The sequence below is a fragment of the Nocardia mexicana NBRC 108244 genome (assembly GCF_001613165.1).
In the GTDB taxonomy this organism is placed as follows: Bacteria; Actinomycetota; Actinomycetes; order Mycobacteriales; family Mycobacteriaceae; genus Nocardia; species Nocardia mexicana.
The window spans coordinates 126,564-145,655 of the sequence record NZ_BDBV01000001.1 but is presented as its reverse complement, the minus strand read 5'-3'; the positions used below and the strand labels follow the sequence as shown (position 1 = coordinate 145,655).

Annotated in this window: 16 protein-coding genes and 1 pseudogene; 8 read left to right on the top strand and 9 right to left on the bottom strand. The window is 61.9% G+C overall.

Annotated elements, in window-relative coordinates; translation table 11 throughout:
- Window position 1 precedes the first annotated feature (1 nt).
- On the bottom strand, window positions 2-2,041 hold the full coding sequence (locus tag NM1_RS00590) for a helicase HerA domain-containing protein (RefSeq protein ID WP_068012525.1): 2,040 nt from the start codon (window positions 2,039-2,041) through the stop codon (window positions 2-4).
- A gap of 23 nt (window positions 2,042-2,064) precedes the next feature.
- On the bottom strand, window positions 2,065-2,943 hold the full coding sequence (locus NM1_RS40690) for a DNA adenine methylase (protein ID WP_211339360.1): 879 nt from the start codon (window positions 2,941-2,943) through the stop codon (window positions 2,065-2,067).
- 747 nt (window positions 2,944-3,690) lie between these two features.
- Between NM1_RS40690 and NM1_RS00580 the strand changes: the two genes are divergently transcribed.
- On the top strand, window positions 3,691-5,040 hold the full coding sequence (locus NM1_RS00580) for a hypothetical protein (protein WP_147288924.1): 1,350 nt from the start codon (window positions 3,691-3,693) through the stop codon (window positions 5,038-5,040).
- Window positions 5,041-5,682: 642 nt separating this feature from the next.
- Here the strand turns inward: NM1_RS00580 and NM1_RS00575 are convergent.
- Both NM1_RS00575 and NM1_RS00565 read right to left on the bottom strand, forming a co-directional pair.
- Window positions 5,683-5,838, bottom strand: coding sequence for a hypothetical protein (locus tag NM1_RS00575; RefSeq protein WP_255286139.1), 156 nt, complete (start codon window positions 5,836-5,838; stop codon window positions 5,683-5,685).
- Between the two features lie 311 nt (window positions 5,839-6,149).
- Complete coding sequence (locus NM1_RS00565) at window positions 6,150-6,680, bottom strand: hypothetical protein (protein ID WP_068012514.1); 531 nt, start codon at window positions 6,678-6,680, stop codon at window positions 6,150-6,152.
- Window positions 6,681-7,354: 674 nt separating this feature from the next.
- Between NM1_RS00565 and NM1_RS00560 the strand changes: the two genes are divergently transcribed.
- Window positions 7,355-8,581 (top strand): helix-turn-helix domain-containing protein, encoded by a 1,227-nt coding sequence (locus NM1_RS00560; protein ID WP_084519016.1) that lies wholly within the window; start codon window positions 7,355-7,357, stop codon window positions 8,579-8,581.
- Between the two features lie 28 nt (window positions 8,582-8,609).
- Here NM1_RS00560 and NM1_RS00555 read toward each other — a convergent pair whose 3' ends face one another.
- Genes NM1_RS00555 through NM1_RS00545 form a run of 3 tightly spaced genes read right to left on the bottom strand, consistent with a single transcriptional unit; the run spans window position 8,610 to window position 10,280 of the window.
- Window positions 8,610-9,446 carry a helix-turn-helix domain-containing protein gene (locus NM1_RS00555; RefSeq protein WP_068012511.1) on the bottom strand — a complete coding sequence of 279 codons (837 nt, stop codon included), beginning with the start codon at window positions 9,444-9,446 and terminating at the stop codon, window positions 8,610-8,612.
- Window positions 9,443-9,970, bottom strand: coding sequence for a DUF6879 family protein (locus NM1_RS44545; RefSeq protein ID WP_068012510.1), 528 nt, complete (start codon window positions 9,968-9,970; stop codon window positions 9,443-9,445). Before NM1_RS44545 ends, NM1_RS00555 begins: the two co-directional genes overlap by 4 nt.
- Complete coding sequence (locus NM1_RS00545; protein WP_068012509.1) at window positions 9,915-10,280, bottom strand: hypothetical protein; 366 nt, start codon at window positions 10,278-10,280, stop codon at window positions 9,915-9,917. Before NM1_RS00545 ends, NM1_RS44545 begins: the two co-directional genes overlap by 56 nt.
- A gap of 253 nt (window positions 10,281-10,533) precedes the next feature.
- Between NM1_RS00545 and NM1_RS00540 the strand changes: the two genes are divergently transcribed.
- The 3 genes from NM1_RS00540 to NM1_RS00530 all read left to right on the top strand — a co-directional run bounded on the left by NM1_RS00540 (window position 10,534) and on the right by NM1_RS00530 (window position 13,128).
- Entirely contained in the window at window positions 10,534-10,809 is a 276-nt protein-coding gene (locus tag NM1_RS00540) for a hypothetical protein (RefSeq protein ID WP_147288925.1), read from the top strand.
- Window positions 10,810-10,930: 121 nt separating this feature from the next.
- Window positions 10,931-12,667 carry a ribonucleotide reductase barrel domain-containing protein gene (locus tag NM1_RS00535; RefSeq protein ID WP_169814175.1) on the top strand — a complete coding sequence of 579 codons (1,737 nt, stop codon included), beginning with the start codon at window positions 10,931-10,933 and terminating at the stop codon, window positions 12,665-12,667.
- Window positions 12,664-13,128, top strand: coding sequence for an NUDIX hydrolase (locus NM1_RS00530; RefSeq protein WP_068012502.1), 465 nt, complete (start codon window positions 12,664-12,666; stop codon window positions 13,126-13,128). Before NM1_RS00535 ends, NM1_RS00530 begins: the two co-directional genes overlap by 4 nt.
- Window positions 13,129-13,428: 300 nt before the next feature.
- Here NM1_RS00530 and NM1_RS00525 read toward each other — a convergent pair whose 3' ends face one another.
- Window positions 13,429-13,641 (bottom strand): hypothetical protein, encoded by a 213-nt coding sequence (locus NM1_RS00525; RefSeq protein WP_068012500.1) that lies wholly within the window; start codon window positions 13,639-13,641, stop codon window positions 13,429-13,431.
- 330 nt (window positions 13,642-13,971) lie between these two features.
- Here NM1_RS00525 and NM1_RS41805 point away from each other — a divergent pair, with 330 nt between their 5' ends.
- Entirely contained in the window at window positions 13,972-14,952 is a 981-nt protein-coding gene (locus tag NM1_RS41805) for a hypothetical protein (protein ID WP_147288926.1), read from the top strand.
- Between the two features lie 454 nt (window positions 14,953-15,406).
- Here the strand turns inward: NM1_RS41805 and NM1_RS00515 are convergent, their stop codons facing one another.
- On the bottom strand, window positions 15,407-16,030 hold the full coding sequence (locus NM1_RS00515) for a HEPN domain-containing protein (RefSeq protein WP_246011062.1): 624 nt from the start codon (window positions 16,028-16,030) through the stop codon (window positions 15,407-15,409).
- A 1,037-nt stretch (window positions 16,031-17,067) separates the two neighbouring features.
- Here NM1_RS00515 and NM1_RS41800 point away from each other — a divergent pair.
- Both NM1_RS41800 and NM1_RS43685 read left to right on the top strand, forming a co-directional pair.
- Window positions 17,068-17,415 (top strand): hypothetical protein, encoded by a 348-nt coding sequence (locus tag NM1_RS41800; protein ID WP_147288927.1) that lies wholly within the window; start codon window positions 17,068-17,070, stop codon window positions 17,413-17,415.
- A pseudogene (locus tag NM1_RS43685) lies at window positions 17,412-18,743 on the top strand (recombinase family protein); the annotation flags it as partial. The gene NM1_RS41800 and the pseudogene NM1_RS43685, both read left to right, overlap by 4 nt.
- Window positions 18,744-19,092 lie beyond the last annotated feature (349 nt).

Sequence of the window (19,092 nt, the reverse complement as noted above, 5' to 3'; positions counted from 1 at the left end):
ATCAGCGCCCACCTCCGGCTTCGAACAGCTTCGCTTGGACAGGGACAACGAACCGGTGGGATTGGGTGAGCATCCGCATGAAACCTGGTGTGCGCGAACGCATGATCTCCTCCTCAACGCCGACGAAAGCTCGTTGCAGCCGTCCGAGTGCCCGTGTTTCATCCGAAGAGGACAGGTGGCCGACGAAGAAGTTCTCGGTCTGGCTCAGCAGCTCCCCGTAGATGGTCGACGGTGACTGCGTGGAATAGGTCATTCCGATATGGAACTTGGCGCCCTCCTTGGCGAACCGTGCGTAGACGGCTTTGAGGTCGGCCTTCGCGGGGAACAGGTTGTGTGCTTCTTCGAAGTAGAGTTGCACGTAGTGTTGCCCCAGATCTGCCGCGGTGAACTTGTCCTCTTGATGGCGAAATATCGCGCGGGACAGGCTATCTGCGAAGAACTCACGAATCTGATCGGTAGCGTTGCCAAGGTCGAGAATCACCGTCTTGCCAGCATCGAGCGACTCCAGAACCTCACGTTCGAAATCGGACGCGTGGGGGTGGTGGTACTTCCGGTAGCGGTTCAACAGGGTGGCGCCGGTGCTGGATGAACGTCTCGGAACCAGGAAATCGAATAGAGCTCGGTCGTCGGCACTGAACTTCCGGGACAGCTCCTCATGGGCCTTCTTGCGTTTGTCGTCATCTTTCAGCTCGAGACGATAGAAATCGATAATAGCTCGGTATTCTTCGACGAGCTGGTCCAGCGTTTGCGGCTTGGATGGCGGGTCATCCGTTCCATATGCTGCTTTTCGAGCGTCCTGGCTGAACGCGGGGTCGAGGACGCTGGCCGAGGATCTGATTGTGAACCATTTTCCATCATCTGTCTTCCGCAGCTTCGCCATACGACCTTCGTCGGCTGGATATCCAGCGACATGGAGGATCGCCCAGAATGCTTGGATACGTCGCATGCCTCTTGTGTGGCTGCTGGGGTCGTTGTCGTTCTGAACCTCCTCAACCGACGGCAGGGCGACGCTCGCGAACCCCTCGATATAATCCGACTTCTTGTTGTCCTTCGACAGCAGCGAGCCCAGGATATCGAGAGCCGATGCCGGCTGTTCATAGAAATTCAATCGCAACGGCTTCGACGGTGTACTTTCACGCTGCGTCAACGCATAAACTTCGGACACTTCCTCGTTGGCGCTGCGAATGGACTTCGAGTTCTCCCACTCGTTATCGTTGGCGTATTCCCCGTTGATGTCGAAGATCAGTTGACCGACGGATCGATCGCTCTTGGTGGAGTCGATGATTGCCTGGACCAGAAGCTTGACGACGTTCGATTTCCCCAGCCGCGTCTTGCCGAACATGGCCGTGCGAGCACCCTTGAAGTCCTGCACGGACACCTTCACCGTTGTGGACACCGATTTCCCTGCGTCGCTGTCGAGGATTGCCGCCAGCTCGTTCTCGGTCGGGCGCAGCTCCCCGATTGAGAGTGGCTTGCCTGCTTGTCTTTGAACCAGGCCATTGACGATGAGGTCCAGCAGCGCTTCGTTCGGGGCATAGACGCGGTATCGGTGTGCGCTCACCACGGTGTTCACGTCACCTGAGAAGGCAACCTTGGTGCGGTCGGTCTTGTCCGGATAGAACATTCCGAGCACAGCGCATTTCAAAGCCCCCCATTGCAGCTCGCTTTGCGTCCACACATCCAACTCAGGCATGGACTTCTTGTGAAGCTCGAAGTAGGTCTGCTGTACCTGCATCGACAGTGGTGTCGGCGCGGTTTCACTGACCCGCAGAAGCGTGAAGTGCGGTGGCAGCCCCTTCAGGTTGTGGGCAGCCAAGATCAGGAACGAGCCTCTCGGAATGCCTCCTACCGCAACCTTATACGGGTCGGAGGTGATGATGGTCGCCGTGTCGTACCCGAGTTCTAGCACGTAACCGACAAAGCGCATCTTATCGACCTGCTGAGCGTGTTCGAAGCGCTCCTCAGCATCCAGAAATTCAGTCAACGCCGCGAGCGGCGTCTCCTGATAGTCAAGGCGTGCAAAGAAATCATCTGGTTGCACGACCTCCCCCTTTCGGTCGACTACTATCTTTTTTGTTTGCTGATAATGATCAATTCTTCGAAGTGCTGACGACTCTCGCTTGACGCAGATATCGAAGAGAATCGACTTACGCGCCTAGACCTGAAAGCCCTGGTCGGGTAGAGCTTTCGAACTGTGTCGTGATTCGCATTGGTGACAATCACGTGCGCACCGCGTTCTGCCGCTCGCGTCGCAGCTTTCGCTAGCCGCTCCTGGTCGTCCCAGGAGAACAGCTGCTCGTTGTATTTGATAAAACCGTTGCTGTTGTGCCGGACGGTGTAAGGTGGATCGAGGAAGACTAGATCGCCCGGTTGTGCTTCGTCCACGAGGGGTTCGAAGTCACCGTGCCGCAACTCTGCGCCCGCCAGCAACTCGGACACGCCAGGGAAGTTATCGGTGTCTCGCACAACTCGGGTTCTATTACCAATAGGGACATTAAATTCTCCGCGCTGGTTCACGCGATATATGCCATTGAAGCAAGTTCTGTTCAGGTAAATTATGCGTGCTGCTCGGTCGGCCAGCAATGAGGGAACGCGCTGACGTACCTCGTAATAGTGCTCCTTGTTGTGGTTGAGATGATGCTTCTCAAGCAGCAACTGAATCGCCTGCGGATCCTGCTGGATGCCGCGATACACGGTCATCAGGTCCTCATTGAGATCCCCTAGAACAGCCCGCTCCGGCTTGATGTGAAAATACACCGAGCCAGCACCGAGGAACGGCTCGATATATCGATCGAACCGGCGACCGCGGAAGAGGTGTGAATGCATCTCGACAAACCAGCGCTTGCCGCCAGGCCACTTCAGGAACGGGCCAACCTCCGGCTCGTCGGTATGGTCGTTCGTCCGGACCCCTGCACTGGACGATGGCGATGGAAGTGGCGGCACCGATACAGGGTATCCCATTGGCGTGGAACATATCTCGAATAGTGCGCGTGTTCCGATCGAGGGGGCGATTCATGCTCTCGGCGACTAGCGCGGCAATCGTATAACACCCTCCGCGACCGTCCAGCGGATCGCACGTCACCGAAGGTGCTGTATCGCTCACACGACCTCGGTACGATCCCAGTGCCGAGCAGCCCGAAAAACGGGGGGCGTCTTCGACCACAACGATCCGCAGATCCAGAACCTCTTCTACCCCAACCAGACTCGGGACACCGGCCCTTTACTCCGCCTCTCACGACGTCGCGAAGGACAGTGCCCTGACAGAACTGGATACCTCGCTCACCGACGACCCCTGAGAACTACGAACGGGGTCCGAGGTAACGCCAGGCAATCCGCACCTTCTCTAGCGCGCGCAAACCCACCCGCCCCAGCCAAGTACTCCCTCAGCTTGGAGTGGCTGGCGTGCTTGCCGATGCTCGACCACCGCCTGGGCGTGAACGGGTTCTCCTGCGCGAAAGGTTATGGAAGCAACCAACTCCGTCCCCGCTCAACCCATACGTCAGTGCGCCGCGACTGTGAAGGCGCTGGCATCGCCGAACGCGAACTACATGCTCGTGGACAGGCGCTACCCATCCATGGGTGCAGTGCCTGGAGGCCGCTCGTGCTCCCCTGAACCAGGAGCAAGGGGGTCAGTGGCGGGTTTGCCCGGAATCATCCTCTGACGAGCGCGGTGCCGTACATGATGGACGTGTGGGCAAGAACCCAGCACAGCTGAATCAGAAGCAGGTCGAGGTTCTTCAATGGGTCCTCGACGGGTGTCCTGAGGGCGTCTTCACCGGTTTTGAGCACCGGGCGACCGCGCGAGCCCTGGAACGCCGCGGTCTGATCACTATCACCGGGAAGAGGCGCACCTGGGCAGCGGCGATCACGGACGTCGGCCGGAAGTGGCTCGCCGCGCCGCCAGTGGCAGTGCTGCGCGACGAGTCGGACGCGGATCGGCTGATCGTTGAGGTCCAGGAGGCGGGCGGACGGCTCGTCCTGGAGAAGGACCGCGAGGTTTTGGAAGCCCATAGACGGCTCGTCGGTATGAGCTTGAAGTCCCCGCTCCGCCCCAGGGGCAAAAGATTGGAGATCATCTCGACAGGACCATACGGCTCGGGTCCCGAAGCTATCGTGTTCACCGAACACTTCGATGATCTGGTTGATGCGCGTCCGGTCCCCGTTCCCGAACGCATCGCGAGATACCACCCGGCCGTGAAGGCGTATGTGGCGAACAAGGACTGGCACTACGTCAGCAGCGACCACGTTCCGCGCGCTGCGAAGATCCTGCAGGCGATCGCTACCGAGGCCGTCGCCCGCGGCATCTACGCCATAGCGCCTGTCGATGCCAGGAAGGGCGCGGACGCCTACGAAGCACATTTCCTGAACGGATGCCACCTGGCGCTGCGGACACCGGTCGGGGTCTACGGACTCACGATCAAAGAGATTGCCGCCCCCGGTGCACCGAAGATCGATCCGATGAAGTGGCGGGAACGCCAGAGGATGCCGGCGTGGATCAGGCACCGCGGTTGGGAGTTCATCGGCACCGGGAGGCTGGAGCTCGTGGTTGACGGGCGGTGGAGTCGCTACAAAGGGGACCACTATCGTGACGCGAAGACTGTCACCGTGGAGGACAAGCTCCCGGAGGTGTTCCGCTCCTTCGAGATCCATAAGCTTCGTGCCGACTGGCAAGACCAGGAACGCGAGCGAAAAGAAAGCGAACGCCGACGCCGCTGGGAAGCGGCGATGGCCGTCGCGAAAGAACGATACTTCGAGCACGCTCGGTGGGAGCATTTCAAGAATTGCTCGCGCGAATGGCAGAAAATCACCCAGCACCGCCGCTTCCTCGCCGCAGCCAGAGACGCCGCTGAACGGTATCGCGGAGATGACCGCGAGGCGATCCTGCATCATCTCGACGACGCCGAACGAACCCTCGACGGGCTGGACCCGATCCTGCAGCCGACACGTATCGCACCCGACGTACCGGAGCCGAAGCCGGAGGATCTCAAGCCTTTCCTCAAGGGCTGGAGCCCGCACGGCCCGGACGGACCGCTTTGGTAAGGAGACCAAGTCAACTCAGATCGGTCTCGGTTGGGTACCTGTGCGTAGTCAGGTAGTCGTGCCGTCCGGTCGGGCTTGGAAGATCCAAACCTCCTCTACCCCGAATCAGCGACCCGGACGGCGTTCGTCGTTTCGCAGATCGTCCGTCCCCACCCAAGGCGGCCGCCGAATAGGAGTAGCCCGCACATGTGGCCGTATGTCCTGCACCCGCGGCAAAACCTCCGTATCCTCATCCTCTCGCCACCATCGTCCAGCCTGGCCTTCGGTCGGCAGTCCTTCTATCGGCGCTGTATCCGCCTCGTCCACCTCGGGGAGCCTGACCTCCACGTAAGCCCTGCCCAGTTCGCCTGGCCCCTGTTCCAGTTCGTCAGCCTCATCGTCCTTCCACCCATCCGGCACCGAATCCGACGGTCGACCCCTCCAAGAGGCGTCAGCCTCTTGGTATTCGGACACCTCCACATAGCGATCGACATTGTCACTGTGACGCCTCGTTCCAGGCGTGCGCCCTGGGATGAACTCGTGCCGCCCCGGAGTACGAGTTCCCTTCCACCACATCCCAACCCGAAAGCTCAGCACCGCCGTAAAGAACACCGAAGCGGGCCACAGGATGACGACAATCGCTGACGATGAATCCACTTCGGATCAGCCACCGCCCTCGGGAACCGACAGGCTGCCCCAGCCATCCTCCTCGTCCGGGAGAAGAAGGTAGGCCGCTTCCAGGTGCACGAGGCATTCGTCCGGATGGTGAAACCGATGGATATACCGGAGTTCCCAGGCTCGCGCTGGTGTGAGGCCCATCAGATGCACCTGGCACATGAACTCGGCGAGTGCGCCATCGGCGTGAACAAACGTTTTGTGCTGCAAGGGTTCTGGCCGGGCCACTATTCCCACAACTCCCCACACGGCAGCGGCGGCAACTCCGGATTCACCTCATCGTCGATCGTGACGATCAGCTCCATGTCGGCGGCCTGCCCTGCAATCAGCTCGTCGGCCACGTTCTGTGCGTGTTCCTCGCTGGCCTGGAGATCCAGCCGGAGCGCACCTGACTCGATGTGGATGTGCCGGATGCGCCGCGGTGGCCGTGGCGGAGTAACGGGCCGCATTGGGGATCACATCCCCGGGAGCGTTCGTCGGCCGGATTCGATCTCCGCCGCTAGGTAGTCGTAGCCAGTGCACAGCTCGACCAGCTGGTGCGTCTCCGGCTGCGGTGTGCAGATTGGTTCGCTGCCCCTAGCGACGGCCCGCTCCCAGAGATCCGCCATTCGGGCGGCAATTTCACCGATGCTTTCGGTGTGCAGAGGCACGGGCGCCAGCTGGTCGGGCTGCATCCGTGCGGGCGACGCTGCCGTGGCTGCCGTATCGGCCTCGATCACCTGGACGACCTTGTCGGGCCCGGTGCGTTGCGGTTTCAGCCGTTCGGCTACCGCATCGTCGATGATGGTGACCAGTACCTCGATGTCCGCAACCGCAGTCACGAGCATTGCTGCGGCTGCTTTCAGGTCTGCCGCCGATGCCTCTGTACCAGTCATGACACCAAGGGCGAGCTGGTACTTGCGTTGGCATTCCACCAAGTCGTACGCCGGATGCAGGACGTCTCCGGCCGTCACCGGCTGGGCGCCGGAGAAGACCGCCAGAAACATCTCGGACGAGGGCAGCGGTTCCAGTGGTGCCCACTCTGGGATTGGTTCTGCCGCAGCCGAATCCGCATCCGAATCCGAGTTGCTTGGGGCGGCGCTGGCACTATGCGGCCGATCTTCCGGCGCGCCGTGGTTGGGCTGTGTGGTCACTATGGATCACCGCGGCTTGGTGGTGGATGGCACGAGGCGGCCGGCCTCAGCGAGAGTTTGCAGCGCGGCTGCTTTTCGCGGGCAGTGCTTCGCCCTGCACGCGACGTGGAATTGCATGATGGTGTGAGATTCAGCGACGGTAAAAGGTACTTTCGGCGCCTGGTGGGTGCGCTGCATATTCAGCGCGTCCAGCTGATGAATCGCAAGGGAATGCATGGCAAGGTCTCCGGTTTCTGGGAGGTTTGGCACATCACGAGGTGCTCCAGTACCGGGACGTTTTGCTACCGCCCCTTGTCACCCGAACTGGCACGTCGCGCGGGCTAAGGGGTCACCCCGGTACCGGGGCACGCCCCGACCGTAGGTCCCCAATTTGGGCCGCTACCGGCCGAAATAACCGAAACCCCTGAAATATACGAAAACCCTTATAAACTGCGTTCACGGGGGGCGAAAGCCCTTGCCCGGCAACGTGTCCCGAGCGTTTGTCCGATCTTGCAGATGCACGTTCATATGGAAGCAGGGACAACCGCATGCAACTAACAACCGGTGAGGTCATCCGCCGGATTCGCAAATCGCTCGGCATGACGCAAACCGAGCTGGGGGGCATCCTCGGCTACACACAGCCGGTCATTTCGCAGCTGGAACACGACGGCGCGGCCATCCACGATGTGCGGGTGCTACGTCGCATCGCCAAGGCACTTCACGTTCCGCTTGCCATACTGGTGGTGGAGTCGGACGAGGAGGCAGACGTGAATCGTCGCAATTTCCTACGAGCCAGCACTTTCGGGGCCGGAACCGCCATGGCCACTGCTGCGGTTCAGCAGGCCGAGGGAACGACCGCCACGATCTGGGTTGATGCAGGTGACGTCGCCGAGATCAACGCCACCGTGAATCAGGTGCATGAGCTGGATTTGGTTGTCGGTGGTGACCGGTTGTGCCGGTTGGCGGCCGGGTATGTCCAGCATGTTCAGCACCTGCTCGACACCGCCCGCTACAGCGACGACATCGGACGCCAGCTCACCAGTGCTGCCGCCGAGATGATGACGGCTGCGGGGTGGGTGCACTATGACGCCGGACGGCCCGAGGCAGCGCGCCGCTACTATGCCGACGCCGCCCAAGCTGCTAGCGCGGCCGATGACGGCTTCGCGGCGGCACACGCCTTGGGTAACGCCAGCGGGTACATGGTCAATCGAGTGTGGGGGCGAGACAACGCTGCGAGCGATCAGCTGGGGGTGCAATATGCCCAGGCGGCATCACGTGCGGCCCTGCCGCAAGGAGGGCCGAAGCTTCGGGCGTTGATGGCCCTGCGCGAAGCCGAAGCCCACGGAGGCCGGGGCGACAAGGCAGAAATGGCAAAGGCGATCAGCCGGGCCTATCGGGCGTATGAGTCGGCGCGGGGGTTCGATCCGGAGTGGGTGTACCTGCCCGAGGCCGAGATCAGCGGCATCATCGGCAAAGCCCACATGTGGCTCGGCGATTACGAAACTGCCGTCACTCATTTGGGCGAGGCCGCTGAGCGTTCGGCAGCGTGGCCTCGAGAACGAGCCTCGTGGCAGTTGCACCAAGCCCACAATCTCATCCACAGCGGCGAATTCGGCCAGGCGTGCTCACTCCTCACCGAGAACTTCGACGCTATTTCAGACCGGGACTCAGCACGGTTGCAGCAACGGTTCGATGCGCTGGCGGACCTTGTTCGGCCGCATGCAAGGGTGCCCGAAGTACGCGATTTCCTCGGGAAGGTCGCCGAGAAGGTCTAATCCCGCGGGAGGCGAACCGTTTCGAGAGTCAGTTTCGGCGACGCTGCAACGCTGTGGTGATCAAAGCGCGGGCAGCGTCACCGACGACGGCCAGCTCGGCCAGCACGCTGAAGACCTGACCGTACTGCGTGATCTCGCGTGGCTGGGTAATCGTCAGTTCGGCGGTGATGGTTTCCACCAGCACCATCCGGGTGTCGTACATGACGAAATTGTTTGTCTGCATGGGGATTTCGGCTTCGGCCGGAACGATCCCAAGCCTGACTCGGGGTAGCCCGATCACGGCCAGCAGCCGGTCCAATTGCCCGGTCATCACGTCGTCTCCGCCGACCGTCGTCCGTAGTGCCTGCTCGGCGATGATAATGGAGAAGCGGTGGTCGCCGCGGTACAGAAACTGTTGGCGCTCCATGCGTTTGGCGATTCCCACGTCGATGTCGTCCGGGGCGCCGTGGCGGGTGATGGAGCGTTCGAGGATGGCGCGAGCGTACTCGGCCGTTTGCAAAATGCCGGGTATCAAGACGTTCTGGTAGATGCGCGTTTGCGTGGTGCGTTCGGCGAGCTTGACCAGCTCGTCTTGCCCACGGCCAGTGCCGGTGCTGAGCAGTCGCCGCATTTCCATATAGGCGGCGTCGATGTGGTACAAGCTGGCGAGCAGATCCGGCAGCTGATCATCCGCGCCCGCGAACTTACAGTAGGCGCGGATGTCAGCATCCGACGGCCGCAGCTTGCCGTATTCGAGCTTGGATACCTTGGACTCGTGCCAACCGGCCTGGGCCGCGAGCTTGCGTCCGGTCAGGCCCGCGCGACGGCGAATCTCCCGGAGTCGCTGCCCGAGTGCCTCCTTCGCGTCGTGAACCTCGTTGGTCACTGCCGCGCGTGCACACCCGCGTAATCGGCGAACGGGATCGCCAGCTCCCACAAGCGGTCCCGCACCGTCAGGCAGTAGCCGACAACGCCCGGGTCGGTCGTGACGGCCATGCCTGCGGGCCGACCGTCTTGGTCGACCAGGTTGAACGCCACCTGCTGCTCGTCGAACAGCCACCAATCGTCGGGCGGCACGTCTCCGGCTTGGTGGCGCGGCACGTAGCGGATGTCCTCCCCGGCGGCGACATTGCCCGCCGTGATGGACAGCAGCCACCGCTGGTAGTCCGAGTGCGGCTCCGTCACCACCCGCACCCGACTGATGGTCACGCCGCGAGCGATGGTTTCGCGCATGAACTGGACCCAGGGACGTTCGGCGTAGTCGGCCGGTGTCGGTTCGCCGTTCAGGAAGCGGCGCAGCGGCTCAGATTCCGTAGCCGTGGCGTAGGCATCACGAACCTCGAGATGAAACGCACTACGCTGACATGCGCGAAACGGATCGTCCGCGGAGTCGCCTTGGAGTAGCTGCACCGTAGTACGTCCTCTCTCGCTTCGGCACCTCGATGGCGGTTTCGTCGGCCGCCAGGGTCAGTTGCTTCAGCGTGTCATCATCGGTCACCGGACGTCCAGCCAGGCTGAATGTCCCCCGACGAGTGTCGGTCAGGACCGCGTCGATGAAGGTATCCGGTTCCAGGAAACCGAGAAGCAGGTGCGGGATTTCGATGACCCCGGGGGTATCGGTCTTCCAGCCCTGTACGAGGTAGGTGCCATGGTCGGTGGCGTACAGCGTCGGGCAGTCGCGGTCGCCGGAACCGCCCTTGCCGAGGAACAACAGGTGCATGATGAAGCCCCTTCCAGCCATGAGCGCGGATTATCCGCGCCGCCTTCATGTTCCATGCTCCAAGCACAGATTTGGTCGATTGTCGGCGAAATCGTTCAAGTTTTTGCAAACTCATGGCGTGTCCGCGACCTGGCCTTCTAGCGTCGATGAACAGGCGCTCGGCACCAGATGATGAAAGCCTGCTCGGGACAGCGTAATTGGTTTGCTACTCCCTGGTGCCGGGCTGCCCTCACAACGGGAGCGAGGGGAGCGAATGTCGCTGAGTCGGTATCTCGTCCGGGTTCATTGCTGCAACAGTTGGTGGCTGATCGAAGTGCCGGCGGTGGGGCGATGGACGCCGGTCGATGACAAGAGGGCCATCGCTGACACCGCGAGGGCGATGATCGCTGCGGTCACCGAGGCGTCGGCGGACGCGTTCGGTATCGACCTTGTTGAGGACCGGGTGGTGAGCGGCATCGAAGAGTTCGCCGGTGCCACCGACCTCAAGCGCTGGCGGATGGCGATGCCGACCGGCACTGTCTGCGAGTGAAGTACTAACTCGCCCAACATATTTCCAATTGCCTGGGGACGATCCGCCCCAGGTTACTTCAGGCTGCGCTGACGTCGCCGCAGCCGCGAATTCGCTTGTCTCATAAGGAATGAGTTTTGCTATGCCGCAATTTGTCCCGTCCACGCGGGCCGAGCAGGTCCTACGTATCGGCAGAATCATAGGCGCCGATGAGACGCCCACGGCGATGGTGCAGCGGCTGACAAGGGCGCTGGCCCGCCAGGAAGTTGAGTTCTCCGGCACACGCGCGGGCCGCGAGTTCGCCGAGGCATTCGAAGCCGCCCTCGTCGGACGAAAGATCGTCATGAGCACGCCCGTCATGACCAACGCGGGCCGCTACGACGACCGACCACTCACGGCCTGCACCGTGCCGACGATCGGCTTCGACTCGAACAGCGCGCGGTGGCTGAAGGAGGAGATCATCCGGCTGCACGAGCAAGGAATGGGCACCGGCTTCAATCTCGATGAGACCAGTGATCCGGTAGCCGCCCTGCGCTTCCTCAACCAGGTGGCAGTGGACAGTGCCGATGGCGGCCGAGAGGACCGGCCGGTCGGCAACATGGCCGTCCTGAGCGTGCGCCATCCGAAGATCTATGAGTTCATCGGCGCCAAGGCGGATGCTCCAGTGGACGGGATCGACTGGAAGTTCAATATTTCGGTCGACCTTGACCGCGGTTTCATGGAAGAACTGGAACGCGGCGGGAGAATCGAACTCCGCGACGGCCGGGAGGCTGATGTCTGCCACCTCTTCGAGGCGCTGTGCGCAGCTGCTGCCGCCTGCGCTGACCCTGGCATCGTGTTCCTCGACCGAATGAACGCTCGCAATCCACTGCCCGGCATGGGTGCCTACACCACGACCGCGCCGTGCGCCGAGGTTGGCCTGATCGCGGGCGAGACGTGCCAATTCGGCTACCTCAATCTGCGCCGGTTCGTCTACACCGACGCCGCGGGGCGTCCGGCGATCCGGCTAGCGGAGCTGGCGCAGACAACGCAGCTGTTGACCCGCGCCCTGGACAACAGCCTCGAGATCAGCCAGCGGACGCTCGACGGTCCACGGGCGCAATACGTCTCGGGCCAGAAGCGCAAGATCGGGATTGGGGTGTGTGGGTTGGCCGACGCGCTGAGCGTGGTTGGGCTTGCCTACGATTCAGAAGCGGCACGCACACTGATGGCGGATGTGCTGTCCTTCGTCAACTTCACGTCCAAGGAGGAGTCGGTGCGCCTGGCCGAGCAGCGTGGGCCGTTCGGCGCAATGCACACCATGGTGATCGGCAACCGTCACCGCGAGGTGCCGGGGCATATGGAGCGGCTATACGGGCAGCTCGAATCGAGAACGGTGCCGGCCGCGGTGTGGCGGAGGCTGTCCCGGCACGTTACGGCGACCGGCATGCTGCGCCACGTATCGACGATCGCCTTGCCGCCGACCGGCAGGAGCGCTCTCGTTATTGACGCCTCCACCGGGATCGAGCCGCACTTCGATACCTTCGCGGCGAACGACAAGGTGATTGCCGGTTTGGAGTGGATCGTTCAAAATACGCACAGCCAGTCGATTTACGCCGACCCCTCGACCCATTCACCAGCAGTCGGGGAACTTCTGGCCTCAGCCTCGGATATCCGACCAGCGGGACATATCGGTATGGCAGCTGCGTTGCAGCGCTACACCGACGAAGCCATTTCCAAGACGATCAACCTGCCCTCGGGCTCCACGGCCGACGATGTGCGCGCGGTGTACTGCGCGGGCTACGCAGCAGGCATGAGCGGCGTGACCGTGTATGTCGACGGCAGCCGCCAGCTGCAACCCAAGAAGCTGAGTCACCTAACAACACAAGGAGACCTATGAGCGACACGACCCACTTTCAATACTGCCAAAAGCTGGTCGTCATCGACCCGGCAGCCAACCGCGTTCTGCTGGCGCGACGCAAGGGCGAAGCCGACTACGACGGCGTCTATTCCCTTATCGGAGGCAAAATGGAGACCACCGACGGCAGCATCCTCGACGCCATCCGCCGCGAGAAGGAAGAGGAGATCGGCAAGGCGCCCACGATCTCGATCGCCGAAGATATCTCCTACAACGTGCACTTTCGGAAGAAGGACGGCAACAGCATGATCCTGCCGCACTTCTACGCCGAGTACGAGGGCGGCGACATCGAGCTGAACGACGAGTACTCGGACTACGCCTGGGTACCCGTCGATCAACTCGGCGAGTTCGAGCCGAAGATCGACACTATTCCGGCCGCAGTGCGGTGGGCAACCGAGATCGGAGCGACGGTGAAGAAGAGTCGGGGGCTGACGCGGCTGTAGCCTAGCGATGACCTACCTACCCCACTCCCGAGACACCTGCGGGGCGACAGTTACGCGAGGACACGCCGTGGGTGGCTCTGTCCGCGAACTGTGACGTCAGTTGTTCGCGAAGCCTGGTGGAGTGTAGCCACCTGCACCTCTCGGAGATGTCCACGAATGTCGACGGCGGAGCCGGTCAAGGCTCGGCAGAGCATCCATCACTTGCCATGAACGCGCGGTAGTAGCGATTAGATGATGTTTGCCCATTGTATTACATTGTGGTGCATGGACATTCGTCCAACGTCACGCTCCAGGTTGGGATCATTCGATCAAGGAGGAAGGGCGAGTCATGACAGACAGGCGGCCATCCGCACGGGGGATCCGCGCGTCGGGTTCGATTGCGGCGTAGTACATCCGCTCATGCCGAATACCGGATATGTAGTCGGCCGTGCGCGCCTTCCCTGAGAACACCCGTGGCTGTTCGAGCGCCTCGCCAACGTGGTCGACGACGCCGTACCGATAATCCGATTCCACCTCAGTGCCTCCGCAAGACCGCCCTCCGCTATACCGCTGTCAACGCCTGGGTGCAAACGCCTACTCAGCTTGGTGCGACCTGGGCGTTGTACGTCTGTTGTATCTCCATGTCCTGCAGGCGGTTCCGTATGCCGATCGGGATAGGGGTTGACTCCGATCAGTACCTGGAGCAAACTAGGGCGCGGCGCGCAGGCGCCACGCCAGCTTCACCCCGGACGTGAAGCAGCTGCGGCGAAATCGGCTAGGTGCCTCCTGCTCCTCTTGAATGGTTGAGCCAACTTTCGAGCCTGAGCCTGGGTGCATGTCCGGGAATGCGCTGAGGAGATGGTCATGGCTGGAAATCTGCAGACACTTGCCCGGCGTTGGTGCGAATACACCAATGAGCCGTATTGCCAAGCTAGGCAGGCGCTTCTGGCAATTCCCCACAGCGGACGTCTGTTACCAGACGCTCCCCTTGGTCAGGCACGATTCGAAGCTGCTGTATTGCGAAGCGTTGGCTATGGTATCTCTCCTCAATGTGGTGGCCGCGGCTCAACTCAGCCGTTCGGCATCCAGTCCGTCTCCCCTGGTTGCTGCGGGCTTGAGATCAGGTTGAGTTCAAATCCCAAGTCTGCCAATGATTTTCTGTACCGAATATCGCCGATACTCGCCGATGGCGGTGTGAATGGGATCGCCGGCCTTCGTGTGACGTTCTCACGTCGAGGCGCTGTGCTGTCCATGTATGAAACTGATGGGACGGTATTGGTCCGTGGGGTCGACGAAAAGTCTTGGATGGCCGCTTTGGTGGCAGTGTCCGGGAAGCGCACTCTGCGAAATTATCTAGGGGGCACGGATGCGCTCCACGAAGTCGAGGAAGCCGAAATGTGTTTGTATCGACGCATGCCGAGCAGATCCGGATTGGATAGCGCTGAGGTACTCCTCAGCGGAATTATTCGCCGAGCGCACATGTTCCGGTGCAGAGATTTGAGGTTTCTTGACCTGTGGACAGATGTTTCAGTCGACGATGCGGTCATAAAAATCGAGTGGGCGGGTGATCTCACGCATCATCAGGTTATCTCTCGTGCCATCGACAAGCGTTTCGGACTGCCGCTGAAAGTCGTTGACAAGAAGTGTTTTTGCGATCACTGCACGTCTGATACCTACGAAATACATCTTCTGGACACGGTCGACGAACGGGTCCATGTGTATTTGCGTCGCAGCAGTCTGTATGACGATGAGTTGCCTCCGCGGCCAACCGGGCGCTGCTTGTCGCCCGGTTTCAGCCTGGGCCGCGACGTGGAGCTGGGACGAGGTGCCTGCCATGCGATTTGATACGCAGCTAGCCCTGGCGATCGTTGCTATCACCTGGTCGATCGTGGTTGTTCTCTCCGTAGCCGCCGCTGTCCTGGCAAGGAATCCTGGCCAACGCGAGGATGCGAGAAAGGTTCTGGCAGCGCTCCTGAGGATTCGTCCTCCGAATGGCGATTGAGTTGAGGCCGATGCGTCCTATCAATCCGGTCAGCCACTTAAATGTCGGTCCGGTCGAGCGCGCTGCGCCCGAGCGGCTAAACGGTCGATGCAAGCCGATATCATTAGTACCTCCCATGCACCCCACTGGGCGAACGAGGCTAAGCACGGTTCGAACCGTATCGAACGCACGATAATGCCACATGGTGTTCGGTTCGAAAAGGCCACTGCCCGGCCGGGGGATACAACTTCGCCCCACCTGGATCGGCCGGGCAGGCAAGGCTCAATTAGTCTGTGCGCGTGAGGGTTCGACAGCGGGCTACTTGTTCTTCGGTGGTGGCACAACTTCGCTTCGGAAGTCGACTAGTTGTTCGTCGAACTTCTCACACAGCCGGGTTACAAACTCGGACCACGAGCGCACGCCCTTCAGGTTGAGTGCACCGGGAGTTGTTCCTTTGTGAACAATCTCGCCGCGAATCTCGACAAGATCAGAGACGTCCCGACGCACCATCGCGTTCGATCGGCCGCTCCACTTCACAGCGTAGATCGGCGAAAACCCAAGCACCTGGTTGTACAGACCGTCCACATTGCCGACGCTGGCAGTGTTGAAACCAAAGCGTCCCTTGCCGTCGCCCTCGATTCTCTTATGCACAAGCGCAAGTGCCTCGCTCCGCCACCCGTCGCCGACAAAGGCCCAGGGACTTGGCTTTCCTTCAACAATCCAATCGCGAAACGTGCCAGGGAGACTGTGAGGCTCGGTGCTCTCAAGTAGCAACTCGACCGTTTCGAGCAACGCTTCCTCGACGAACACCTCCCACGCCGTATAGCAGAGCGCTACGCCCGACCGAAGCAGGTGCCCGTAGCCCGGCCCTGCTGGGCGGCCGCGCCTCGGATCGTTCTGGGCAGGATGATGTTCGAGCAATGACGTAACGTCCGCCAGCACGAGTGCGGCCCGCTCAAATGCCCTCGAACCTGTCACGCAAACGCCGCCCTTCTAGGTGACATTTTTCGAAAGCGGAACTCGATCGTCGCCGCTTTCATTTTCTGCAGGTAAAGCTCCTAGTTACACCTCGACACGTTCCGTGCCAATAACCTATGCCTCTCGCTATCCGGTCTATCTGATGCGGGCGGCACGTGAGGTCCAACTCTACAGTCAACCCCCGGCTGGCTTCAGGGGAACTCAACTGCGCGCTCATGCCGCGAGGCGCGCATTGGCCGGGCCGTACCGATGGCCTGCGGCCCTATACCTTCGAGACCCTGGTGGCCGCACAGGTCACCTGAGCGAGCAGGCCACGTCCCCCAACTTTCACCCCTCTGCGAGGGCTAGGAGGTGACGGTGACTGCAGTCAGATGAAGCGTCCGCACATGCCGCATATCGCACTGACCGGGCGTTCGCCGGAGCCTGGCAGACGGTGTTGTTGTTCGTAACAACGACTTGAGCCGACTGGCGGTGCCGTCAAGACTCGTAGACAACTGCCGTCGCAGATGGCGGACAGAGCCACCGTGGGATTGACGCACCCCAGTGGGCCGTGCCCTTATCAACTCGGCGAGACCACACCGAGACGCTGACACCAGACATCGAGACACGGGCACCAACCAGCGAGACATGCTGGTCTCGCACCATGCTCGCCAGTCTCGGCACCAGCCCGCGACCGGCCATTATCCAGCGCAGACGAGAAAGATCGAAAAAATTTCGGGCAAGGGGTTTACAACCCCGCGTGGAGAGGTACGCTAGTTGACCCAGTGTGTCGACCAGAGCCTACAACACACCCAAGATACAGGTTGAGGATTCCTAGGGTATGCCGTCGGTGAGGGTTCGTCAAGCTGGGACCACAACTGAACACCACGTGTGACGCTGGCCTCGACGGGTGCCATGGCAATCGAGGAGTCGAAGCGGGCACAACCCGAACCCGACAACCGCGACCGACGCTCGCGGCACCCCGCCACAAGCAGGGGACCGTGAGCTATGGAGAGGCACCCATGCGCACACCCGACCATCCCGACGACAACATCAACGACGACCCCGACAACCCTGGAGATAACAAAGACGCCGTAGTGATTCCGCTACGGCGAAAAGCATCCAGTAATAACTCCGCCAGCAACAACGAAAAACCGTCTGAAACCGCCCCTGACCTGCCAGTTTGGCGGTATGATCAATCCCGGAAACGCGTCGCTGACCAGCGTTATGCTGGTCACGTCCATTATGTTCACGGTGCGCGTGCCGAACAATTGCGGGGCGAACTGGCCGATGTCACGGCGCAATTGTTGGCGTGGGCCGTGCAACAACAATCCGATGATCAATCCAGGCAGGATGGTGCCGCCGCATGACCCCCGACGACCCGCCGATCAATCCGCCCGCCCCCGCGCTGACCCACCGGACGGCATCGCTGTCGTCGGCGGTGCCGGTGTCGGGGCCGTCGGGGTTGTCCGACTACGCGGTGTCGCCGCTGGGGATGCCGGTCGCGGTGCTGCAGGGTGAGGTGCGCGTAGCGTTCCTGGGTCGCACCTCCACCGAGGACCAGCAGGACCCGCGTCAGTCGATGTTGCGGCAGTTGAACAACTGCAAGACCGCGATCCCGGACGCGTGGGTGATCGTGGCGCACTTCTACGACGTCGAGTCCGGCCGCATGGACCTCGACGACCGCGGCCACGGCAGCGACTACGACCGCTTCGACATCCCGGTCGCCCGCGACGGCGGCGTCGCCGACCTCCGCGACGAAGCCGCCCACCCCGGCCGCCGCTTCGACGTCGTCATCTGCGAAGCCGTCTCCCGCGTCGCCCGCCGCACCTTCGAGGGCCTGTCGATCGAACGCGAACTCGAAACCGCCGAGGTCCCGCTGTTCGCGTCCAACGAACCGATCCAGCTGTCCGGCAGCCGCGCCCAGCGCATCCTGCAACGCCGCATCAACCAATCCATCGCCGAATACGAGACCCTCAACACCCTCGAACAATCCTGGGGCGGACTGTGCACCCACGTCCGCGAAGGCTGGAACATCGGCAAACCCCCGTACGGGTACAAGGCCAAAACCTACCGGCATCCGAATCCGACCAAGGCGGCCAAGGGGCAGACCAAGACCCGCCTCGAACCAGACGGGGCGCGCGGAGAGACGGTCACCCAGATCGCGCTGTGGCGCCACCACGAGGGCCTGGGCTACGACACCATCGCCGAGCGGCTCAATACCGACCCGGTGAAGTATCCGCCACCGATACCACCGGGGCGGGAACGTGCCCGGGGCGCGTGGTGCAAGACGAGCGTGTTCGAGATCCTGCGCAACCCCAAATACACCGGGTTCCAGGTGTTCAACCGGCGCGCGTCGCGGTCGCGGCGGGGGAAGGTGAACGATCCGGTGAAGTGGGTGTGGTCCACCGAACCCGTCCACGAGCCGTTGATCCCGAAATGGATGTACGACGAACTCGCCGCCCGCCGACAAGCCCGGCGCGGCTCCCGCGACGGCAACACCCGCAACACACACCCCGCCACGCGGCGCACCTACCTGCTGCGCGGCATGGTGTTCTGCGGGTGCGGGCGGCGGATGTTCGGCAACCACCGCCACAACAGCGGCTACTACATGTGCTGGCCGCGCGGCAACAACCGGGGCCGCTCGGACAAGTACACCGGCCACCCCAAAGCCGTGTACCTCCGCGAAGACGCTGTGTTGGATGCGCTCACCCGTTTCTTCGCCGATCGGGTCTTCGGTCTCCACCGCCGCGATTTCCTCGCCGTCGACCTCGCCGGCCTCGACGACCGCGCCACCCGAGAGCGCCAAGCCGAGCGGGAACGACTCCAGCGAGTAGTCGCGGATGTGACCCGGCGGCAGAACTCGATCCTGCGGCAAGCCCAAGACAGTGACCCCGACGACCCGTTCACCAAAGGGTTGCGCGGCACCTACAACGACCTCGACGCCGAGAAGACCGCCGCACTGTCGGTCATCGCTCAACTCGACGCCGCCGACACCGCCGAACCGCATCGACCCGGCACCGCCGACATCGCGCTTCTCGACGCTC

What these genes read in the sequence shown, in the direction of transcription:
- NM1_RS00535 (WP_169814175.1), top strand. Translation starts at nt 10,931, where the DNA reads ATGCCGCAATTTGTCCCGTCCACGCGGGCCGAGCAGGTCCTACGTATC.
- NM1_RS00545 (WP_068012509.1), bottom strand. Translation starts at nt 10,280, where the DNA reads ATGCACCTGTTGTTCCTCGGCAAGGGCGGTTCCGGCGACCGCGACTGC.
- NM1_RS00530 (WP_068012502.1), top strand. Translation starts at nt 12,664, where the DNA reads ATGAGCGACACGACCCACTTTCAATACTGCCAAAAGCTGGTCGTCATC.
- NM1_RS00560 (WP_084519016.1), top strand. Translation starts at nt 7,355, where the DNA reads ATGCAACTAACAACCGGTGAGGTCATCCGCCGGATTCGCAAATCGCTC.
- NM1_RS00575 (WP_255286139.1), bottom strand. Translation starts at nt 5,838, where the DNA reads ATGGGCCTCACACCAGCGCGAGCCTGGGAACTCCGGTATATCCATCGG.
- NM1_RS41805 (WP_147288926.1), top strand. Translation starts at nt 13,972, where the DNA reads ATGGCTGGAAATCTGCAGACACTTGCCCGGCGTTGGTGCGAATACACC.
- NM1_RS00565 (WP_068012514.1), bottom strand. Translation starts at nt 6,680, where the DNA reads ATGTTTCTGGCGGTCTTCTCCGGCGCCCAGCCGGTGACGGCCGGAGAC.
- NM1_RS41800 (WP_147288927.1), top strand. Translation starts at nt 17,068, where the DNA reads ATGCGCACACCCGACCATCCCGACGACAACATCAACGACGACCCCGAC.
- NM1_RS00540 (WP_147288925.1), top strand. Translation starts at nt 10,534, where the DNA reads ATGTCGCTGAGTCGGTATCTCGTCCGGGTTCATTGCTGCAACAGTTGG.